Source organism: Sphingopyxis sp. KK2 (genome assembly GCF_001990265.1).
Classification (GTDB): domain Bacteria; phylum Pseudomonadota; class Alphaproteobacteria; order Sphingomonadales; family Sphingomonadaceae; genus Sphingopyxis.
Genome location: NZ_LYVN01000230.1, coordinates 1 through 3,478 on the forward strand (window position 1 = coordinate 1; position 3,478 = coordinate 3,478).

The following is a 3,478-nucleotide window of genomic DNA, read 5'->3' on the forward strand; positions in this document are numbered from 1 at the left end:
CTTGCGGGAGGGGAAAACGGCTCGCTCAATCCCCGTCCGCGATCAGCCGCCCGCCAGATGATCGCGATAGCGGTCGCGCAGCGTCTTTTTGTCGATCTTGCCCGTCGCGGTGAGCGGGACGGTGTCGAAGAGGATGTCGTCGGGCATCCACCAGCGCACGACGCGGCTTTCGAGATGCGCGCGGATGGCGGCGGCGGTGACTGCCTGGCCTTCGTGCGCCTCGATAACGAGCAGCGGGCGCTCCTCCCATTTCGGGTGATAGACGCCGACCACCGCCGCGATGCGCACGCCGGGGCAGCCGACTGCGGCATTTTCGAGGTCGATCGAGCTGATCCATTCGCCGCCCGACTTGATCACGTCCTTGGCGCGGTCGGTGAGCCGCAGGAAGCCGAAGCGGTCGATCGTGCCGATGTCGCCGGTGTCGAACCAGCCGCCCGTATCGGCGGCGGGAAGATTGGGATAATAGCGCGCGACGACCCACGGCCCGCGCACCTGCAGCTTGCCCGCCGCTTCGCCGTCCCAAGGCAGCGGCACGCCCTCGTCGTCGATGATGCGAAGTTCGATGCCGAACTGCATCCGCCCTTGCCGCGTCAGGATCGTTTCCTGCGCGACATCCTCACCCTCGGCGAGCAGCAGCGGGGTCGGGGTCGCGATCACGCCGAGCGGGTTGGTTTCGGTCATCCCCCAAATCTGGAGCACGGTGACGCCATAGGTTTCGCGGAAGGTCTCGGCCATCGCACGCGGCACCGCCGACCCGCCGATGACGAGGCGCTTCAAGTCGCCGACGCCCTGGCCGCTGGTTTCGAGATGCGCGAGATACATCGTCCAGATCGTCGGCACGCCGCCCGAGAAGGTCACGCCCTCGTCGAGGATCAGCCCCGCGAGGCTGGCGCCGTCCATCCGGTCGCACGGAAGGACAAGCTTGCAACCGTTGATCGCGGCGGTGAAGGGCAGGCCCCACGCGGTCGCATGATACATCGACGAACAGGGCATGATCGTGTCGAAGGCGCTGAAACCGAAGGCACTGCTCAAGCCTGCTGCCATGCCGTGGAGCACGATCGAGCGGTGGCTGTAGAGCACGCCCTTCGGGTCGCCGGTGGTGCCCGAGGTGTAGCAGAGGAAGGCGGCGGCATTTTCGTCGAAGCGCGGCCAGTCGAACGCGCCGTCCTCGGCGGCGATCAGAGCCTCATAGGACGCGGCGAGCAGCACATAATGTTCGATCGCGGGGAGGAGCGGCTTCAGCCGCTCGACGAGGTCGGCGAGGTTCGGTTCGTAAAACAGGACACGGCTGCCCGCATGGTTGATCGTGAAGGCGATCTGGTCGTCGCTGAGCCGCGGGTTGGCGGTGTGGAGTACCGCGCCGATACCGGGGACGGCGTAGAAAAGCTCGAGATGGCGGTGCGTGTTCCATGCGAGCGAGGAGACGCGGTCGCCGCCGGCGATGCCCAATGTGCCGAGCATCTGCGCCGCCTGCCGCGAGCGGCGTTCGCAGCCCGCCCAGTCGTAGCGCCACAGCGGTTCGTCGACGAGCTTCGACACGATCTCGCGCCCGCCATGCGCGCGCGCCGCGTGGGTCAGGATGGCGCTGATCTGCAGCGGGGCATCCTGCATCAAACCGGGAAGCATCGTCTCTCCTTTCGCGGCGCTGGAATCACGCCGTCGGCGGCACCAGATCGTAGCGGTCGATAAAATCCGCCGTGACGCCATTTGTCCAGCCGAACCCGGTCTGCGTCTGATATTCGCCGCCGCCGCCGATGCCCGCGGCCTCGACATCATATTTCTCGAACAATAGCCCGGTACGCGCGAAGGTCGCGCCGACGGTGGCTACCCAGCGCCGCGCGATGTCGCGGGCGAGCGCGTCATGGCCATAGCGCTGCAGCCCCGCGACGGCGATCCATTGCAGCGGTGCCCAGCCGTTCGGGCGGTCCCATTGCTGGCCGGTCAGCGCGCAGGTCGTGTTCAGCCCGCCGGGAGCCAGCAGGCCTTTTTCGACCGCCTTCGCCGTCGCATCGGCCTGGTGCTGCGTCGCCGCGACAACGAGGAGCGGCGCGAGCGCGGCGGCGGTGAGCGGGGTCCTGATTGCGCCCGCGTCGATGTCGTAGTCGGCGAAATAGCCGCCCGCGGCATGCCACAGATGGCGGTCCATCGCCGCGCGCCGGGCTTCGGCATGGTCGGCATAAAGCGCAGCGTCGGCGTCGCCGCTCGCCGCGATCGTCCTTTCGAGGCCGTAGAGAAAGGCGTTGAGATCGACCGGCGCGATTGTCGTCGTGCGGATCGACGACAACGCCGCGCCGCCCAGCCAGCGCGACGAAAAGTCCCAGCCGCTCTCGGCGCCGGCGCGCAGGTCGCGATAGACGGTCTCGGCGGGGCGGTCGCCCTCGGCGGCGGTGGCGACATCCTCGCGCCAGCTTTCGTCGCGCGGTGTGCTGCGCGGGTCCCAATAGCGGTTGAGCAGATCGCCGTCGGGCAGGCGGACGACGCGCGCGACCTGCTCGCCGGGGGCAAGGCCGTCGGCGCCCTCCATCCACCAGCGATGTTCGCGCTTCATCGCCGACAGCCGGCGTGCCGCGACCTCGGGCCGCTCGTCGCCGAGCAGTTCGACCATCATGTGGAAGAGCGGCGGCTGCGAGCGGCCGAGATAGTAAGTGCGCGACCCGTTGGGGATATGGCCATGCGTTTCGATGAGGTCGGTCAGCGCGTCGACGATGCCGTTGGCGAGCTCGAGTTCGCCGTCGCGGACGAGGCCGAGCATCGTGAAGAAGCTGTCCCAATAATAGATTTCGCGAAAGCGGCCGCCGGGCACGACATGGCGGTGCTGGACGGGAAGCGCCGATCCGCTGGCCGCCTTTTTCGGCGCGCGCGCCAGATCCTTCCAGAGGGCGCGGATATGTTCGCGCAGCGGCAAGACCGCGGGCCGCGCGGCGAGCGAGGCGGCGGGCAGGTCGAAATTGGCGGCGATGAAGGCGCGCAGTGCGTCGTCGCCCGCGGCGAGGTCGGCGAAGTCGCGCATGATGTCGGCGACCGGGCGCTTTGCCAGCGCGTCGACGAAGGTCTTGCCGTCGGGCAGGATCGCGCGCTCCTGCACCTTGGCGAGGAGCGGGCCATAGAGGTCGGCGGGGCTGGGCTCGGCGCCCATCAGCGTGGCAGGTGCCGGCTGAAGAAACCGGCCTGCGCGGCGAGCGCGACGTCGGTCTCGGGGCATTCGATCCACGCCCAGAAGGCGTGCGCCATGCCCTCGTAGACGCGCAGGTCGACATCGACTCCGGCGCGGCGCAGCGCGAGGTCGGCGAGGATCGTGTGGCTGAGCAACTGGTCGCGCGTGCTGGTCATCAGCAGCATCGGCGGCAGCCCCGACAGGTCGCCGCGCGCGGGTGAAAGCAAGGGATCGCTGCGGTCGGCGCCGGCGCAATATTCGTCGAGCGTCGCGGCGGCGGTGCGCTCGCCCATGATCGGCGGCAGAAAGGCCTCGCAATCGCCG

At 68.7% G+C, this 3,478-nt stretch carries 3 protein-coding genes; all 3 read right to left on the reverse strand.

Annotated features, from left to right (window positions below; genetic code table 11):
* Window positions 1-42: 42 nt before the first annotated feature.
* Window positions 43-1,626, reverse strand: coding sequence for a long-chain fatty acid--CoA ligase (locus tag B1A78_RS20930; protein ID WP_256839725.1), 1,584 nt, complete (start codon window positions 1,624-1,626; stop codon window positions 43-45).
* Window positions 1,627-1,651: 25 nt separating this feature from the next.
* The gene (treF, locus tag B1A78_RS20935) at window positions 1,652-3,136 is read right to left on the reverse strand and encodes an alpha,alpha-trehalase TreF (RefSeq protein WP_256839727.1); all 1,485 of its coding nucleotides are present in this window, start codon (window positions 3,134-3,136) and stop codon (window positions 1,652-1,654) included.
* A partial coding sequence (locus B1A78_RS20940; RefSeq protein WP_144037945.1) for an alpha/beta hydrolase occupies window positions 3,136-3,478 on the reverse strand: 343 nt, incomplete at its 5' end. The genes treF and B1A78_RS20940, both read right to left, overlap by 1 nt.

Coding starts and splice junctions, on each gene's coding strand:
- B1A78_RS20930 (WP_256839725.1), bottom strand. CDS start 1,626: ATGCTTCCCGGTTTGATGCAGGATGCCCCGCTGCAGATCAGCGCCATC.
- treF (WP_256839727.1), bottom strand. CDS start 3,136: ATGGGCGCCGAGCCCAGCCCCGCCGACCTCTATGGCCCGCTCCTCGCC.